14 protein-coding genes and 4 tRNA genes are annotated in these 17,208 nt (G+C 44.6%); 4 read left to right on the top strand and 14 right to left on the bottom strand.

Annotated features, from left to right (window positions below):
* From L865_RS0105760 to L865_RS0105710, 11 genes are all read right to left on the bottom strand, one after another.
* Positions 1 to 272, bottom strand: a 272-nt coding sequence (locus L865_RS0105760; protein ID WP_037470590.1) for an IS3 family transposase, incomplete at its 3' end; no start/stop codon positions are given.
* Between the two features lie 98 nt (positions 273 to 370).
* Entirely contained in the window at positions 371 to 2,236 is a 1,866-nt protein-coding gene (locus L865_RS0105755) for a SurA N-terminal domain-containing protein (protein ID WP_028772357.1), read from the bottom strand.
* Between the two features lie 220 nt (positions 2,237 to 2,456).
* Entirely contained in the window at positions 2,457 to 2,744 is a 288-nt protein-coding gene (locus tag L865_RS0105750; RefSeq protein WP_169732693.1) for an HU family DNA-binding protein, read from the bottom strand.
* 245 nt (positions 2,745 to 2,989) lie between these two features.
* Entirely contained in the window at positions 2,990 to 5,347 is a 2,358-nt protein-coding gene (lon, locus tag L865_RS0105745) for an endopeptidase La (protein WP_028772355.1), read from the bottom strand.
* 128 nt (positions 5,348 to 5,475) lie between these two features.
* On the bottom strand, positions 5,476 to 6,753 hold the full coding sequence (clpX, locus tag L865_RS0105740; RefSeq protein WP_028772354.1) for an ATP-dependent protease ATP-binding subunit ClpX: 1,278 nt from the start codon (positions 6,751 to 6,753) through the stop codon (positions 5,476 to 5,478).
* Between the two features lie 85 nt (positions 6,754 to 6,838).
* The gene (gene clpP, locus L865_RS0105735) at positions 6,839 to 7,450 is read right to left on the bottom strand and encodes an ATP-dependent Clp endopeptidase proteolytic subunit ClpP (RefSeq protein ID WP_028772353.1); all 612 of its coding nucleotides are present in this window, start codon (positions 7,448 to 7,450) and stop codon (positions 6,839 to 6,841) included.
* 89 nt (positions 7,451 to 7,539) lie between these two features.
* Positions 7,540 to 8,844, bottom strand: coding sequence for a trigger factor (tig, locus tag L865_RS0105730; protein WP_028772352.1), 1,305 nt, complete (start codon positions 8,842 to 8,844; stop codon positions 7,540 to 7,542).
* Between the two features lie 254 nt (positions 8,845 to 9,098).
* Positions 9,099 to 9,174 (bottom strand) — tRNA-His (locus L865_RS0105725).
* Between the two features lie 8 nt (positions 9,175 to 9,182).
* Positions 9,183 to 9,259 (bottom strand) — tRNA-Arg (locus L865_RS0105720).
* Between the two features lie 63 nt (positions 9,260 to 9,322).
* A tRNA-Pro gene (locus L865_RS0105715) sits at positions 9,323 to 9,399 on the bottom strand.
* Between the two features lie 46 nt (positions 9,400 to 9,445).
* Positions 9,446 to 9,522, bottom strand: a tRNA-Pro gene (locus L865_RS0105710).
* A 342-nt stretch (positions 9,523 to 9,864) separates the two neighbouring features.
* Between L865_RS0105710 and folD the strand changes: the two genes are divergently transcribed.
* Positions 9,865 to 10,719: a bifunctional methylenetetrahydrofolate dehydrogenase/methenyltetrahydrofolate cyclohydrolase FolD gene (gene folD / locus L865_RS0105705; RefSeq protein WP_028772351.1), complete on the top strand. Its 855-nt coding sequence runs from the start codon at positions 9,865 to 9,867 to the stop codon at positions 10,717 to 10,719.
* 74 nt (positions 10,720 to 10,793) lie between these two features.
* Here the strand turns inward: folD and cysS are convergent, their stop codons facing one another.
* Positions 10,794 to 12,173 (bottom strand): cysteine--tRNA ligase, encoded by a 1,380-nt coding sequence (cysS, locus tag L865_RS0105700; RefSeq protein WP_028772350.1) that lies wholly within the window; start codon positions 12,171 to 12,173, stop codon positions 10,794 to 10,796.
* Between the two features lie 248 nt (positions 12,174 to 12,421).
* On the opposite strand from cysS, the gene L865_RS0105695 reads away from it, so the two are divergent.
* Positions 12,422 to 12,916 (top strand): peptidylprolyl isomerase, encoded by a 495-nt coding sequence (locus L865_RS0105695; RefSeq protein ID WP_028772349.1) that lies wholly within the window; start codon positions 12,422 to 12,424, stop codon positions 12,914 to 12,916.
* 6 nt (positions 12,917 to 12,922) lie between these two features.
* Positions 12,923 to 13,651, top strand: a complete 729-nt coding sequence (locus L865_RS0105690; RefSeq protein WP_028772348.1) for a UDP-2,3-diacylglucosamine diphosphatase — start codon at positions 12,923 to 12,925, stop codon at positions 13,649 to 13,651.
* Positions 13,652 to 13,686: 35 nt separating this feature from the next.
* Here the strand turns inward: L865_RS0105690 and miaE are convergent, their stop codons facing one another.
* Positions 13,687 to 14,454: a tRNA isopentenyl-2-thiomethyl-A-37 hydroxylase MiaE gene (miaE, locus tag L865_RS0105685; protein WP_028772347.1), complete on the bottom strand. Its 768-nt coding sequence runs from the start codon at positions 14,452 to 14,454 to the stop codon at positions 13,687 to 13,689.
* 255 nt (positions 14,455 to 14,709) lie between these two features.
* Here miaE and L865_RS0105680 point away from each other — a divergent pair, with 255 nt between their 5' ends.
* Positions 14,710 to 15,306, top strand: a complete 597-nt coding sequence (locus tag L865_RS0105680; RefSeq protein WP_028772346.1) for a Yip1 family protein — start codon at positions 14,710 to 14,712, stop codon at positions 15,304 to 15,306.
* 68 nt (positions 15,307 to 15,374) lie between these two features.
* Here L865_RS0105680 and glnS read toward each other — a convergent pair whose 3' ends face one another.
* Positions 15,375 to 17,042 carry a glutamine--tRNA ligase gene (gene glnS / locus L865_RS0105675; RefSeq protein ID WP_028772345.1) on the bottom strand — a complete coding sequence of 556 codons (1,668 nt, stop codon included), beginning with the start codon at positions 17,040 to 17,042 and terminating at the stop codon, positions 15,375 to 15,377.
* Positions 17,043 to 17,208: the final 166 nt, after the last annotated feature.

Below are 17,208 nucleotides of genomic sequence, written 5' to 3'. Positions count from 1 at the left end.
TTAGAAACTTGTTTCTCTAATCGTTTGATTTTCTGGGCAGGTGTTTCTTTAGATTTAGACATAGGAGAGTGCTCCATGGGTTGCGTCCAGTCTAATCTACCATGCTTTCTTAACCATGTAAGGACCGTACTTCGACCTTGAATACCGTAGTGCTGTTGAGCTTGCTTATAGGTTAGCTCGCCTTTTTCTACTTGACTGACAACGGCTAATTTAAAGCCTAATGTGTAATCACGTTGTGTACGTTTAATGCTGATTGTGCTTGAAGGTTTCATAGATAAGTCTCCAAAGTGTCAACTTATCTCAGGACGGGACAAAAACAGCAAATAAAAAGGCCAGCTAATGCTGGCCTTTTTCATGTAACCCTAAGGTGTTATTCAACAACCGGATATTCAACTTTACCTTTGCTTTTAAGCGTTGCTACTACTGCGCGGTAATCGTTCTCACTAAACTGCGAAGCAAGACGCTGTTTCATTGATTCCACTAATGCTTGGTCAATATCTTGCGCTGCATGCACGGCATCAAGTACCACGACCGCGTAGCCATTCGCTAACGCAACCGTGTCTACAATAGCCTCACCTTGTGGGTGAGCAATCTGGAATGCTTTATTGACAATCGCACCGTCGATGTCTGAGTCAAAACGAGTAAGTGCAGTCTTTGCTTGTAAATCAACACTGCTGTCACCAGCTTTAACTGCCGTCATCATCGTCTGGGCTTCTTCACGAGCTTTGTCGTTAGCTTTGTCTTGCTTTAAGCGCTGAGCAATACCATCACGCACTTTACTGTATTCAACGGTACCAGCAGCGGTATGTGACTTCATACGTACAACCACAACATGGTTAGGCGCAACTTCAATCACTTCACTGTTCATGCCGTCTAGCAATACTGCTGATGAGAACGCTTCTTTCATCACATCAGGGCTATCTAAAGGCGCTGGTGCATTATCGCGAGTAAATACCGGAGAGGTCTTAACCTGAACACCTAATTCAGCGGCTGTCTCAGATAGCGTATCAGGTACTTCATAACTGACATCAGCAAGTGTTTGTTGTAAACCAAAGAACTTATCAATCGCTTGCTTGTTTTTCAAATCAGCGAAGATTTTATCTTTGACTTCAGCAAATGGCGCGGTTTTACCTTGTTGGATATCAAGCGCTTTAATAATGTGGTAACCAAAACTTGTTTTAACCACAGCTGAGTATTGGCCTTTCTCAAGGGCAAAAAGTGCGTCATCAAACGCTGGCTCCATGACACCTTGCTCAAACCAATCTAATTGACCGCCTTGCTCACCACTAAAGGTATCTTCAGATTCAGTTTTTGCCAGCTCAGCAAAACCTTCACCCGCGGTTAACTTGGCATAAATCGCTTCAGCCTTTGCTTTGGCGGCATCATCATCGTCACCAAGATTAACCAAAATATGTCCTGCTAGACGTTTTTCTGGTTGCAGGTATTGGCGCTGGTTCTCATCATAATAAGCTTGTGCATCTTCTTCACTTACTGTGATATCAGCAGCTATATCAGCGGCATTAAGCTCAACATACTCAAGACTGATAGTTTCAGGCTGGATAAACTGAGACTGGTTAGCATCGTAATAGGCTTTAACTTCTTCGTCAGCCACACTGACATTACCGATAAATGGCGTTGCATCAACGATGTGATAACGAATATCACGGGTTTGGCCTTGTAGCTCAGCTATATAGTTAGCTTCGCCCGGTAATACGAATTCTGAACCAACTAATGATGCCACTAACTGGCGGCGAGTCATATCAACACGCATCATATCTCTGAAGGTACTCGCTTGATAGCCAAGCTGCATCAAGATGCGTTGGTAGCGGTCATTATCAAATACACCGTCTGTTTGAAATGCTGGCTCTTGCATAATCGCGTTACGGATCTGCTCATCAGAAACAGTGAGACCCATTTCCGTCGCCGCTTGATCTAGCAATTTATCACCAACTAATCGCTCAAGCACACTTTGCTTAATACTGGCTTGATAAGTTTCGTCTGCAGCTAATGCTTGGTACATTTCACCCAATTGCTGCTCAAGGCGTGCACGCTCATTCTGATAGGCGTTTTCTAACGCACTGACGCCAATTTCTTCACCATTCACCGTCGCTGCGGCTTGTTCTGTTGAAGATCCTAAATAACTACTTACACCAGTAAATGCAAAGGAAAGTATTACCAGAACTAGAATACTTTTGGCTATTACGCCTTGGGAGCCTTCGCGAATTTTTTCTAACATCTGACATCTCGCTCGTTGCGATTAAAAAATAAAAAGGCGCATCAATAACTGAATGCGCCTTCTTGTAATTTTGTTGCTAATCCAAATGTGGTCGTATTTGGATTAACATCATGAGAATGAAACAAACTTCTCTTCTCTATAACTCGTAAAAAGCACTGTCTAGACAGTGCTTGTATGCTTTACGAGTAAGCCTTACAAAGGCTACACCTTAAACTAATTCTTAGTTTACGGCGTCTTTTAGCGCTTTACCGGCTTTGAAAGCTGGAATGTTCGCTGCTGCGATTTTGATCTCTTTACCCGTCTGTGGGTTGCGACCAGTACGCTCTGCACGTTGACGAACTTCAAAAGTACCGAAACCAACAAGAGAAATCTTATCGCCATCTTTTAGGCCGTTAGTTACAGCATCAATGAAAGAGTCTAGTGCACGGCCAGCAGCCGCTTTAGAAATGTCAGCACCAGAAGCGATTTTCTCGATTAGTTCAGATTTGTTCATGTCATCCCCTTGAATGTAATTTTTTTGCGCCGCAACCAAATCCTTCTCTAGAGCGGTCTGCGGAGGCTTTTTATAACAAGCTTGAAAACAAAGTTCAAGCCAAATAGGAAAACCTAAGAAATAAAATTGGATTTGCCTCAAAACCAGTAGCCTCAAGGGCTGTAGCGTTGAAACTCTCCACAGACCTAGGCTACCACAGCTAGCGGCTAGAAAAAGCCCCTTTTTGCATTTTTTTTAAGGCAATACTGTAATTTCTTGCGTTAGCCCAAATTTTTAACCACTTCAAAGCCTTCGATTGGTCGCTCAAGCGCCAATTCCAGTACTTCGTCAACCCATTTCACTGGGCGAATTTCGAGATCGGCAATCACGTTTGCTGGAATTTCTTCCAAATCTCGCTCATTTTCCTTGGGAATCAGCACCAACTTGGTGCCACCGCGATGCGCTGCCAACAATTTTTCTTTCAACCCACCAATTGGCAAGACCTCACCACGTAGGGTAATTTCACCTGTCATCGCCACATCAGCGCGTACAGGATTACCCGTTAAGCTAGATACCAAGGCTGTGCACATTGCGGCACCCGCTGATGGACCGTCTTTTGGTGTCGCGCCTTCCGGTACGTGTACATGGATATCGCGTTTTTCATAAAAATCAGGGTTAATGCCGAGCTGTTCGGCACGAGCCCGAACCACTGTCATTGCCGCCTGAATTGACTCTTGCATCACATCACCAAGCGAGCCGGTATAAGCTAACTTGCCTTTACCCGGTACTGAGGTCGCCTCAATGGTGAGCAAATCGCCGCCCACTTCAGTATAAGCAAGCCCAGTCACTTGACCAATCTGGTTATTCGACTCCGCTTTACCGTAGTCAAAACGTTGAACACCAAGGAAAGACTTCAGGTTGTCAGCATTGACTTCAATATGCTTTAACTGCTTGTCTAACAAGATTTGCTTAACAACTTTACGGCAAATTTTGGATAACTCACGCTCAAGTGCACGTACACCAGCTTCACGGGTGTAGTAGCGAATAATACCCACAATAGCACTATCGTCTACGGTCACTTCACTGGCTTTAAGGCCATTGCGCTTAACCTGCTTTGGCAACAAGTGTTGCTTAGCAATATTGAGCTTTTCGTCTTCGGTATAGCCAGAAAGACGAATCACCTCCATACGGTCAAGCAGCGGACCTGGGATATTCATTGAGTTCGATGTTGCGACAAACATAACATCGGACAAATCGTAATCCACTTCTAGATAGTGATCACTGAAAGCCGAGTTCTGTTCTGGGTCAAGCACTTCGAGTAAGGCAGACGATGGATCGCCGCGCATGTCCGAGCTCATCTTATCGATTTCATCGAGTAAGAATAGCGGGTTCTTCACCCCAACCTTAGACATCTTTTGAATCACTTTACCTGGCATAGAGCCAATGTAGGTTCTTCTATGACCACGGATTTCCGCCTCATCTCTGACGCCGCCTAACGCTACACGCACATACTTACGGCCGGTCGCTTTAGCTATTGACTGACCTAGCGAGGTTTTACCAACGCCTGGCGGGCCAACTAGGCACAAAATCGGCCCTTTAAGTTGTTTGACTCGGCTTTGAACTGCAAGATATTCCAAAATACGCTCTTTGACTTTCTCAAGTCCAAAGTGGTCTGTATCTAGCACGTCTTCTGCTTTGCTCAAATCACGTTTAATCTTTGAACGTTGGCGCCAAGGGACTGAGATCATCCAATCAACATAGCTACGTACAACGGTAGCCTCTGCCGACATTGGTGACATCATTTTCAGCTTATTGAGCTCAGAAGTGGCTTTCTCTTGTGCCTCTTCAGGCATGCCAGCTTCGGCAATTTTTTTCGCTAACGACTCAAATTCATCATGGGACTCGTCAATGTCTCCCAGCTCTTTTTGAATCGCTTTCATCTGTTCGTTGAGATAATACTCACGCTGACTCTTTTCCATCTGCTTCTTAACGCGAGAACGGATACGTTTCTCAACTTGCAACAGATCGATTTCAGCTTCCATCATCGCCATCAAATACTCAAGGCGCTCGGCAACATCAACCATCTCTAGCACTGACTGCTTGTCGTCAAGTTTCAGTGGCATATGCGCAGCCATGGTGTCAGCTAAGCGTGCAGCTTCATCGATACCTGAGAGTGACGTGAGAACTTCTGGTGGAATTTTCTTATTGAGCTTTATGTAACCTTCAAACTGACCCACGGCTGAGCGAACAAGGACCTCTTCTTCTTTGTCAGCCATTTGCGCAGATTCAAGATACTGCGCCGTAGCAACAAAGAACTCTTCTTCTTGAGTATACTTTTCAATGCGCGCACGCTGGCCGCCTTCTACCAATACCTTAACGGTACCGTCGGGTAACTTAAGCAGTTGTAAAATCGATGCGACAGTGCCGACTTCGAAAATATCGTCACTGGTGGGCTCATCTAAATCTGCATCACGTTGAGCCACTAAAATAATTTGCTTATCTTGCTCCATTGCCGTTTCTAAACAACGGATAGATTTTTCCCGTCCAACAAATAACGGAATAACCATATGGGGATAAACCACCACATCTCTCAGTGGTAGTACGGGGAGTTCGATTCGCGCTTCACGCTCTAAGGTCATAGCTCGATTCCGTTTGATAACAATACTTAGAAGTATATTGGGATGATTTACGCTGTTTCAATGGTAAAAATGAAAAAAGGAGTCACTAGGACTCCTTTTTATCTATCTGCTAATCAATTGGCGAAAGTTTACTCAGCGCCAGCAGCTTGATTATCGTTTGTTTCGTAGATCAGTATTGGCGATGACTCACCGTTAACCACGGACTCATCGATAACCACTTTGGCCACGTTATCCGTTGACGGTAGGTCATACATGATATCGAGCAAGATACCCTCAACAATTGAACGTAAACCACGTGCACCTGTTTTACGGGTCATGGCTTTTTGAGCAATCGCTTTAAGCGCATCTTCTCTAAACTCTAGTTCAACGTCTTCCATCTCAAACAACGCCGCAAACTGTTTAGTCAGTGCATTTTTAGGTTGAGACAAAATTTGAATTAATGCATCGGCATCAAGTTCTGCTAAGGTGGCTAATACAGGTAGACGGCCAATAAACTCTGGGATCAATCCATACTTAACCAAATCTTCAGGTTCAACCTGTAGCAAGGTATCTGAAATGGTCGCCTTGTCATCTTCGCCTTTCACTTCGGCACCAAATCCGATACCGGTACCGACATGAGAGCGTTGTTCAATCACTTTCTCTAAGCCCGCAAATGCGCCGCCACACACGAAAAGTATCTTAGAGGTATCAACCTGTAAAAACTCTTGCTGTGGATGCTTACGGCCACCCTGTGGTGGTACTGCAGCCACTGTGCCTTCAATAAGCTTAAGCAGTGCTTGTTGAACACCTTCACCGGAAACATCGCGAGTGATCGAAGGATTATCAGACTTACGGCTGATTTTATCAATCTCATCGATATAGACGATACCACGCTGCGCTTTCTCGACATCGTAGTCGCATTTTTGTAGCAGCTTTTGAATGATGTTCTCTACATCTTCACCCACATAGCCTGCTTCGGTTAGCGTTGTCGCATCAGCCATAGTAAAGGGAACATTCAAGAACCGGGCTAGCGTTTCAGCAAGCAGCGTTTTACCACTACCCGTTGGACCAATCAGCAAAATATTACTTTTACCGAGTTCTACCCCGTCTTTAGGTGAGGCATTCTTTAATCGCTTGTAGTGATTGTACACTGCAACCGATAACACCTTCTTGGCTTTCTCTTGACCTATGACGTAATCATCTAGGTGCGCTCTTAGCTCGTGTGGTGTTGGTAACTTATCTTGCTCTTGCTTAGGTGAGATCTCTTTAATCTCTTCCCTAATGATATCGTTACACAATTCGACACATTCATCACAAACGTACACTGAAGGACCAGCAATCAGCTTTCTTACTTCGTGTTGACTCTTTCCACAAAAAGAGCAATACAGCAGCTTCCCACCATCACCCGTACTTTTGTTGTCACCCATTACACTACCTCTTGCGCAGTCACCGAAACTGCTTAAATCATTTCTATTGCTTATTACTGAATCATAGCCCAGCTATAAACAAATATCAGCCTCGTTTGCTCAATACAGAGTCAACAAGACCATATTCAGCCGCTTCATCAGCACTCATAAAGTTATCGCGGTCGGTATCGCGCTCAATCACTTCTAGAGGTTGGCCTGTATGTTCAGCAAGCATTTTATTAAGCTTGTTCTTAATGCCCAAGATTTCTTGTGCATGGATAGCAATATCCGATGCCTGTCCTTGGAAACCACCTAGCGGTTGGTGAATCATCACTCGAGAGTTAGGTAAGCAATGACGCTTGCCCTCTGCACCACCCGCTAATAAGAATGCGCCCATACTTGCCGCTTGACCAATGCACACTGTGCTGACATTGGGTTTAATAAACTGCATGGTGTCGTAAATTGCCATACCTGCTGTCACAGAGCCGCCTGGCGAGTTGATATATAAATAAATATCTTTATCTGGGCTCTCTGATTCCAAAAACAGTAACTGAGCGACAATAAGGTTCGCCATATGCTCTTCAACTTGACCAACTAAAAAGATAACGCGCTCTTTTAATAGTCGTGAATAAATATCATATGAACGTTCACCTTTAGCTGTTTGTTCAACAACCATAGGAACAAGTGCATTTAGTACTGACTCTGGTGCATTTTGCATTATTGACTTCCCTAAATAAAAACGGCTCGCATGAGGAACCTCATACGAGCCATTATAAATGGCTAACTGCCATTTAAGCCAAGCGAAGCTTACGCGCTAGCGGTAGCCTTGTTCATAAATTCTTCGAAATTGACTTCTTTTTCGGTCAATTTAGCAGATTTTAGGATTTCTTCTACAGCTTGCTCTTCAAGCGCTACGTTACGCATGTTCTGCATTAGCTCTTGGTTGTTGTTGTAATACTCAACAACTTCACTTGGATCTTCGTAAGCAGAAGCCATAGAAGCGATCAATGCTTGAACACGCTCATCTTCAGCTTTTAGCTCGTTAGTCTTGATGACTTCGCCAAGAAGTAGACCGACTTTAACGCGACGCTCTGCTTGCTCAGTGAACAGGTCAGCTGGTAGCTCAGGCATGTTAGCAGCTTGGTCACCAAAACGTTGCATAGCTTGCTGACGAAGCACGTTCACTTCACCATCAATCAATGATTTTGGTAATTCAATTTCGTTGTTAGCAAGTAGACCATTTAGTACTTGCTCTTTCACGTTTGCTTTTAGTGCTTGCTCTAGTTCACGACCCATGTTCTTACGGATCTCAGCTTTAAGCGCCTCTAGGCCGCCTTCAGTCACACCAAATAGAGAAGCAAACTCATCGTTAACTTCTGGTAGGTTAGCAGCTTGAACTTCGTTTAGGGTAATAACGAACTTAGCCGCTTTACCTTTTAGGTTTTCTGCATGGTAATCTTCAGGGAAAGTTACGTCGATTTCGAACTCTTCACCTGCTTTGTGGCCTTCAACACCAGATTCGAAACCTGGGATCATACGACCGCTACCTAGCTCAAGTTCGAAGTCATCAGCTTTGCCGCCTTCAAACTCTTCACCGTCTACAGAACCAACGAAGTTGATTTTTGCTTTGTCGCCTTCTGCAGCTTCGCGCTCAACAGCTTCAAACGTTGCATGTTGCTTACGCAATGTTTCGATCATCGCATCAACGTCAGCTTCAGTCACTTCAGCAGTTGGTTGCTCAACTTCAATAGTGTCTAGGCCACTTAGTTCTACTTCTGGGTAGATTTCAAAAGTCGCTACAAACTTAAAGTCTTCGCCTTCAGTTTCGCCTGGTGCGAAAGTTGGTGTACCAGCTGGGTTTAGTTTTTCAGCAATGATTGCTTCAACGAAATTACGCTGCATCACTTCACCAGTGATGTCTTGACGAATTGCCTTGCCATAACGCTTGTTGATAACGCTAACAGGTACCTTGCCTGGACGGAAACCAGGAAGACGCGCACGCTTTGCTTCGTTTTTAAGACTATCGCTTACAGCTTTTTCAATCTGCTCAGCAGGAACAGAAATGGTCAGACGGCGCTCTAGACCTTGGGTTGTTTCAACAGAAACTTGCATTGTTTTACCTCGAAATATGTCAAACGTCCTTTAGGAATAGTCGAATCATCAACTACTCAGGTATTCGTTTCTTGATCTTAAAAATCGACTAGAATGCCTATCAATACTGAATTTTGGCAGTCATCGCTCTGTGTTGTAATTTATCAAGACGCGACATTATAGCGATGCTTTTTGATGGAGTCGACCTCAAATGGCCAATAACAGGCGTAAAAAAAGCGACCAGAGGTCGCTTTTTTTATTTTCTTCAAAAGAAGTGGGGTGACTGATGGGACTTGAACCCACGACAACCGGAATCACAATCCGGGGCTCTACCAACTGAGCTACAATCACCACTGATATGGTACGCCCGGCAGGATTCGAACCTGCGGCCATCCGCTTAGAAGGCGGATGCTCTATCCAACTGAGCTACGGGCGCTTCGTTATGAACTAAGTTCATATCCTAACTGGGCGAGATAACGCGTTGCATTATCTTAAAATTTGGTCGGTGATAGAGGATTCGAACCTCTGACCCTCTGGTCCCAAACCAGATGCGCTACCGGGCTGCGCTAATCACCGAATTTTGTGTTTCGATACCGATATAAAATCACTATCTAAAAATGAGTGGTCGGTGATAGAGGATTCGAACCTCTGACCCTCTGGTCCCAAACCAGATGCGCTACCGGGCTGCGCTAATCACCGAGTCATTCTACTGTAACGATGCTACCATCGTTGAGAACGGAGCGCATCTTATCCCCTCACATAAAACCCGTCAATGACTTTTTTGATAAAGCTGACTCGCTTGCTCAATTTACCGACTAATCGCAATATAATTGCGCTGTAATCACCGAGCCACACTTATATTAGCCAACATGGCCCAAATATGTTCGCCTTTATCACCATCTATATTGCAGTCGGTCGCAAAATTGATTATCCGCATATGAAAACGGTTTGTTGCACAGGTAATTAAATGACAGTTGCTATGCGCCCTGTTAAAATAGCGCCGTTTTTATTATCGCGCCAGATAAAGGATAGCCTACCCCCATGACAGCCCAAATTATCGATGGAAAAGCAATAGCCCAATCCATTCGAAAACAGCTAACTGAGAAAGTCACTGCCCGCAAAGAGGCAGGACAACGCGTCCCCGGTTTAGCCGTAATTCTTGTCGGAGCTGATCCGGCTTCACAAGTTTATGTCGGTAGCAAAAGACGTGCCTGCGAAGAAGTGGGTTTTCTTTCTCAATCATTTGATCTACCCAGTGATACCACTGAAGCAGACCTATTAGCCTTAATTGATAAGTGCAACGAAGATAACGCTATCGACGGCATTTTGGTGCAACTACCACTGCCAGCGCATATTGAAGAGTCAAAAGTCATTGAGCGTATTCGTCCAGACAAAGATGTTGATGGGTTCCATCCCTACAATGTTGGTCGTCTTGCACAACGTATTCCGGTATTACGCTCATGTACACCAATGGGCATTATTACGCTAATTAAATCGACCGGCGTGGATACTTATGGCCTAGATGCTGTAGTGGTTGGCGCGTCCAATATTGTTGGCCGCCCAATGACTCTAGAGCTATTACTTGCAGGTTGCACGACAACCACTTGCCATCGTTTTACCAAAAACCTTGAGCAAAAGGTTCGCCAAGCTGATTTAGTGGTTGTGGCTGTCGGTAAACCCGGCTTCATTCCTGGCGAATGGATAAAACCCGGTGCCATCGTTATCGATGTGGGCATTAACCGTTTAGAAGACGGTAAGTTAGTTGGCGATGTGCAATATGATGTTGCAGCGCAAAACGCCAGTCACATTACACCTGTTCCAGGTGGTGTTGGGCCGATGACAATTGCCAGCCTACTTGAAAACACCTTATATGCGGCGGAGCAATATCACGACTAACGTGCAATGCATAATGTAGTCGCCATAAAAAATGCCTGCTAATTAGCAGGCATTTTTGTTTACATTTCGCGTCACTACTTCTTACGCCAAGTGGTGCCCTCTGGGCCATCTTCCAGTACCACACCCAATGCGTTAAGACCATCTCTAGCCACATCCGCGGCTGGCCAATCTTTCTCGGCGCGTGCTCGGTTACGTTCTGCAATCAGTGCTTCAATCTGAGCCACTTCATCGTCACTGCCCTCGCCTTTAAAGAACGCGTCAACTTCTTGGTCTAATATGCCTAACACGTCAGCAAGTTGCTTTAACGCAACGCCAAGAGCCGAAGCACTGGCTAAGTCATCCACTTTAAGGCGGTTAATTTCTCGTACCATATCAAATAGCACAGAATAGGCTTCCGGCGTGTTGAAGTCATCATCCATGGCCTGAGTAAACTTAGACACAAAAGCTTCAGCGGGCGCAGCTGCAACAGTAAGGTCAAGCCCCTTCAGTGCCGTATATAATCGCTCTAGTGCTGACTTGGCTTGTTTTAGGTTGTCTTCAGAATAGTTCAATTGGCTCCGATAGTGCCCAGACAACAAAAAGTAGCGTACAGTCGCGGCATCGTAATGACCTAACACGTCACGAATGGTGAAAAAGTTATTCAATGACTTGGACATTTTCTCTTTGTCGACCATCACCATGCCTGTATGCATCCAATAGTTAACATACGGGGTGTCATGGGCGCAGCAAGACTGGGCAATTTCATTTTCATGGTGCGGGAACTGCAGATCAGAGCCGCCACCATGAATATCAAAATGCTGGCCTAAGTGCTTTGAGTTCATTGCTGAACATTCAATATGCCAGCCAGGGCGGCCCGGTCCCCAAGGCGAATCCCAAGTAGGCTCACCCGGCTTTGACATTTTCCAAAGCACAAAATCCATTGGGTCACGTTTATTTTCATCAACCTCAACGCGGGCACCCGCCTGTAGTTGATCAAGGTTTTGACCTGATAGCTGACCATATTCTGGGAATGAAGCCACGCTAAAGAGTACATCACCATCGGCGGCAACATAGGCGTGATCACGTGCAATCAACAGCTCCACCATCTCGATGATTTCAGGAATATGTAGCGTTGCACGAGGTTCAAAATCAGGACGCTTCATGCTCAAGGCATCAAAATCTGCATGCATTTCACCAATAAGGCGCTCTGTTAATGCTTCACATGATTCATTATTTTCAGCAGCACGCTTGATAATTTTATCATCGACATCGGTGATATTGCGCTGAAAGTTAACTTCATAACCACGATAACGCAAATAACGAACTATCATGTCAAAAGATACAAAAGTGCGTCCATGACCGATATGACACAAGTCATATATGGTTACCCCGCACACATACATGCCAACTTTTCCTGGCTGTAATGGTTTAAATTGCTCTTTTTGGCGGGTAAGACTGTTGTATATCTTCAACATTGACGTTCTCTATTGTTTTGCATTGATAAAAAAGAACTTCAGTCTATCACCTGAAATCAGCCGCTTCCAGCGGATACAGCCAACATGTACGCGTTTTTTACCTTAGTTCACAGGCTTTATAAAAATATTCTTGCCGCTTCTAAAGCAACTGCGGCGATATGAATGCCAGTTAGCGCTTTATGCTACTAATCATTTAGGCTAAAATCGCCAGCTATCTTGAAAGACAAACTATGTTGAGAATTAAAAACATGATCACACTGCAAACTAACCACGGTAACATCGTTCTAGAACTTGATACTGAAAATGCGCCAGTCACCGCTGAAAACTTCCTAAGCTACGTTAAAGAAGGCTTTTATGATGGCACAATTTTTCACCGTGTAATCGATGGCTTTATGATTCAAGGTGGTGGATTCACTGAAGATATGGTGCAAAAAACCTCAAAGGAAACCATTAAGAACGAAGCAAACAATGGCCTTTCAAACGCAGTAGGCACTATTGCTATGGCACGCACTTCAGATCCACATTCAGCCACTGCTCAGTTCTTCATCAACATTAACGACAATACGTTCTTAGACTTTAAGTCAGAGACCAGCCAAGGTTGGGGTTACTGCGTATTTGGTAAGGTGACTGAGGGCATGGACATCGTCGATAAGATTAAAGCAGTCAGCACGGGTAACCGTGGCATGCATCAAGATGTCCCGCTTGAAGCTGTTGTTATTGAAAAAGCCATCATCGCTGAATAACCGCGAGTGGAACAAACCTTGTTTGTTGGCGATCTGCACTTAAGTGCTGATCGCCCCGATATCACCCAAGCTTTCTATCACTTTCTCGATACCCAATTGGGCGAGTGTGAAGCCCTGTATATTATTGGTGATCTGTTTGAGGTCTGGGTGGGTGACGATATCGCAGAACCTTTTGCTTTGGCCATTGCTGATAAAATTAGTCAAAGTTGTCAGCACATCCCGGTTTATTTTATCCACGGCAATCGCGATTTCCTATTGGGTAAAGCGTTCGCTGAACGCGCCAATATGACCCTACTCCCAGAAGTCAGTGTCATCAATCTCTATGGCACCCCCACCGTGATATTACATGGCGACAGTTTATGCACTTTAGATAAGAGCTATCAGCGCTTTAGACGTTTTAGAAATTGGCCCTGGGTTAAATTTCTTTATCGCCTACTGCCCAGTGCCACACGGCTTAACATTGCCGCTAAACTCAGACAAAAGAGTCAGCAAAGTAATCAGCATAAAAGTTACACCATTATGGATGTCGAAGCGGATGCGGTTGATCAATTACTCACCAGCACACACTGCATAAACATGATCCATGGCCATACCCATCGACCAGCTATTCACCAACTCACACAACACAAACAGCGTATTGTTGTTGGAGACTGGTATGAGCAAAGCAGCGTATTGAGCGTCTCAGCAACTGGAATCGCCTTAACTGCTGGGGCTTTGGACTGTGCAAGCAAATAGCGCACCGCGGCGCTAACTTGAACATACTTGCGATCTTATGCGATCGGCGCACCACTGTGGAATTGAAAATCACTGTCTTCACTGCTAATTAGCGCGGCTTCTGTCGCAGCAAAATCTGCCACTCGCGCACTAATATCATCCTGCGCAATATCGCTAGCTAAGGCTAAGTAATCCTGATAATGGCGTGCTTCTGAGCGTAATAACGATACGTAAAACCGATTCAGTTCATCATCCAGATGTGGCGCAAGCTTAGCAAACCGTTCACAAGAGCGAGCTTCAATAAATGCCCCGACAATCAACTTATCAATTAACGCAGCGGGTTCGTATGTGCGCACTTGCTTCATCATCCCTTTAGCGTAACGACCGGCACGACGATTTTCATATTCAATACCTCGGCTGTGCATAATCGCTAAGACTTGCTCAAAGTGGTGAAACTCCTCCTTGATTAAGCGCACCATCTTATTCACTAAGTCTTGCCCTTGGGCAAAATCAGTACGGCAGGTTAGCTCACCAATTAAATCGTTCTTTTTCACATCCCGGTTTAAAAAACGCTCAATATTACGTTCCTTTTTATACACAAAATCCTCATATGGCTTAGCCCATAACAACAACTGCTCAGCACTGGCTTTGTCGACAGCGTATTTACGCACCAAGAACATGGCCGTCTGGGCTGCCTTTAACTCACAATTACAGTGGTCGATCAGTAAGGTGGTGAGGTTTTGTGGTTGCTTGGCCTTTTCTATCCAAGAATCCGGGGTCGAACAGGCTAAAAACTGTTCGATAGGGGCTAAAAGTTGCTGCATGATAAACCCAAGGTATTAAGCTGATTTGGTAGAGTATTTTACCAGCATTTCTCGCTGTAAACCTATTATTCCGTGCTTAGGTGGCAAAGTTAGCTTGACTAGGGTGATTTTTTGTTCAATAAATAAACCATAGCAGTTAACAATTTTGTAACTGTATTGGAGCCTAACTGGTCTATTTGGGACATGACCAAAAGGCAAAAGAGGTTCGTCTGAAGTTTGGCGAGCACAAGATCAAGCTAAACAAGGATAACAATAATGATATTAAATCACTTAATGGGGTTATACACTCATCCAAAAGAAGAGTGGCAGACTATTGAGCAAAATCACGAAGCAGTAAAGAGCAGTCTCAGTCATATCCTGTTAATTGCGCTTATTCCTGCAATTTGTACTTATTTTGCTTCTACACAATTCGGCTGGGACTTAGGTGTTTCAGACCCACTGTTTTTAACTGGTAACAGCGCAGCAATGATGTCTGTTGGCATGTACTTCGGCTTAATCGCCGGTGTATTTGGCCTAGCTTATCTCGCCTTTTGGATGGCAAAAACCTTTGATGCAAATCCAAGCTTTACCCAAGCACTTGAACTAGCAGCTTATACAGCTACACCGCTATTTATGGTCGGCTTTGCCGCTTTGTACCCATCGCTTTGGTTTATTATGGTCGTTGGCCTAGCAGGCTTGGCGTACTCGGTTTACCTGCTTTATACGGGGGTGCCGATAATCATGAATATACCAGAAGAGAAAGGCTTCATTTATGCTAGCTCAGTTGTGACAGCCGGACTGGTATTACTGGTAGCCTTAATGGCATCTAGTGTGATCTTATGGAGCATGGGCTTTGGCCCAATGTATCAATAAGCTCTCCCAGCAACAAAAAAGGCGCTTAATTAGCGCCTTTTTTAGTACCACAGCATCAGGTTTAAATGCTATTTAGAGTCGCGTAACGCCACTGTTAAATTAAACACTAAGTTATCAGCTGTAGAATCTACATTGTCGGCACAGAAATAGCCTTCACGCTCAAACTGATAAGCTTTTTCTGCTTCTGCATTAACCAGGTTAGCCTCTACAACACCGTGTTTGACCACCAATGATTCAGGGTTCAACACTTCATCAACAGTTTCAGCTGCAGCTGGATTAGTATCTATAAACAGTTTGTCATACAAACGGAACTCTGCGACTTTGGCCGTACTCGCTTCAACCCAATGGATCACACCTTTGACCTTACGACCATCGGCAGGGTTTTTACCTAAAGTATCTTTGTCATAGGTGCAATAAATCGTGGTGACATTACCGTCCGCATCTTTATCACAACGCTCTGCTTTAATGACATAAGCATTACGCAGGCGAACTTCTTTACCTTGTACAAGACGCTTGTACTTCTTATTCGCCTCTTCGCGAAAATCAGCCGCATCGATATAGAGCTCTCGACCAAACGCTAATTCACGCTTGCCCATCTCTTCTATAGATGGGTGCATAGGGGCATAGATGGTTTCGACCTCGCCTTCGGCATAGTTTTCAATGATAACCTTAATCGGATCAATTACTGCCATTGCGCGCGGTGCATTATCATTGAGCTCTTCACGGATACAAGCATCAAGCATAGCCACTTCAACCATGTTCTCTTGCTTGGTGACACCAATACGCAAACAGAACTCTCTGATAGATGCAGGTGTATAGCCGCGGCGACGTAAGCCGGCAATCGTTGGCATACGAGGGTCGTTCCAACCTGCAACTAAACCTCGCACTACTAAATCATTAAGCTTACGCTTAGACATCAAGGTGTATTCAAGATTTAAGCGCGAAAACTCATACTGACGCGTGCGGTTTGGTGCTTGAAAATCATCAAGATGATCAAGGATCCAATCATAAATGCGACGGTTATCTTGGAACTCTAATGTACACAGTGAGTGGCTGATATTCTCAATCGCATCTGAGATGCAATGAGTAAAATCATACATTGGGTAAATGCACCACTTATCACCAGTTTGGTGATGGTGAGCGAAGCGAATGCGATAGATAATTGGATCGCGCATGCACATAAATGGCGATGCCATATCTACTTTTGCACGTAGCGAGCATTCGCCCTCTTTGAACTCGCCTTTACGCATTTTGTCAAACAGCGCCAAGTTCTCCTCAACGCTTGTGTCGCGATAAGGACTGTCTTTTCCTGGCTCTTTTAATGTTCCGCGGTATTCACGGGTTTGCTCACCATTAAGGAAGCAAACATACGCTAAGCCTTTTTCAATCAACTCCACAGCATAGCCGTGCAAGCGATCAAAATAATTCGATGAATAGCAAATATCGCCATCCCAGTTGAACCCAAGCCATTTCACATCTTCTTGAATCGAGTTGACGTAGTCGATATCTTCCTTTTCAGGATTGGTATCGTCAAAACGAAGGTTACATAAACCTTTATAGTCTTGCGCCAATCCAAAGTTCAAGCAGATCGATTTAGCATGTCCTATGTGCAGATAGCCATTAGGCTCAGGTGGAAAACGCGTATGCACGGTCGCGTGCTTACCCGCTGCGATGTCTTCATCGATAATGTTACGAATGAAGTTGCTAGGACGTACTTCAGTGTCCATATGACTCATGGAATTCCTCTTTGCCAACTTTGCTAAATCCCCAATAGCGGGAGGGCTATCAGGGTGAAAATAGAGTAAACCTGCATATTCCTACAGATCGCCATCCGATACAATGTCTATGACGCAAAATTTCATGACAAAATGATAAAAAAACTAAGCAGCGACGAATCGCTGC

The organism is Shewanella waksmanii ATCC BAA-643 (assembly GCF_000518805.1).
Taxonomy (GTDB): domain Bacteria; phylum Pseudomonadota; class Gammaproteobacteria; order Enterobacterales; family Shewanellaceae; genus Shewanella; species Shewanella waksmanii.
Note: the sequence above shows the minus strand (reverse complement) of the source record. Positions and strands in the feature narration are given on the sequence as shown.